Below are 222 nucleotides of genomic sequence, written 5' to 3'. Positions count from 1 at the left end.
GAAACCTTGCTTTTTAAGTTCATTACTTACTCTAAGCTGCCCCAAAGTAGGGTTCTCAATGGCTATATCAACAACAGCCTTTTCAATAACTTCATCTACACGATTCTTTAATACTGGCTTTCTTCTGGAGATTTCCTGTAATGCTAATTCACCTCCTTGCTCATACAGTTCTTAGAATCGATAAAAACGGTCTCGGGAATAGCCCATTACTTTACAGGCTTT

General features: G+C 38.3%; 1 pseudogene. It reads right to left on the bottom strand.

Going from position 1 to position 222, the window contains the following annotated elements:
* A pseudogene (locus GNY06_RS15470) lies at positions 1-222 on the bottom strand (helix-turn-helix domain-containing protein); the annotation flags it as partial.

It is taken from the genome of Elizabethkingia argenteiflava (assembly GCF_009904105.1).
In the GTDB taxonomy this organism is placed as follows: domain Bacteria; phylum Bacteroidota; class Bacteroidia; order Flavobacteriales; family Weeksellaceae; genus Elizabethkingia; species Elizabethkingia argenteiflava.
This window is presented reverse-complemented; position numbering and strand designations above follow the sequence as displayed.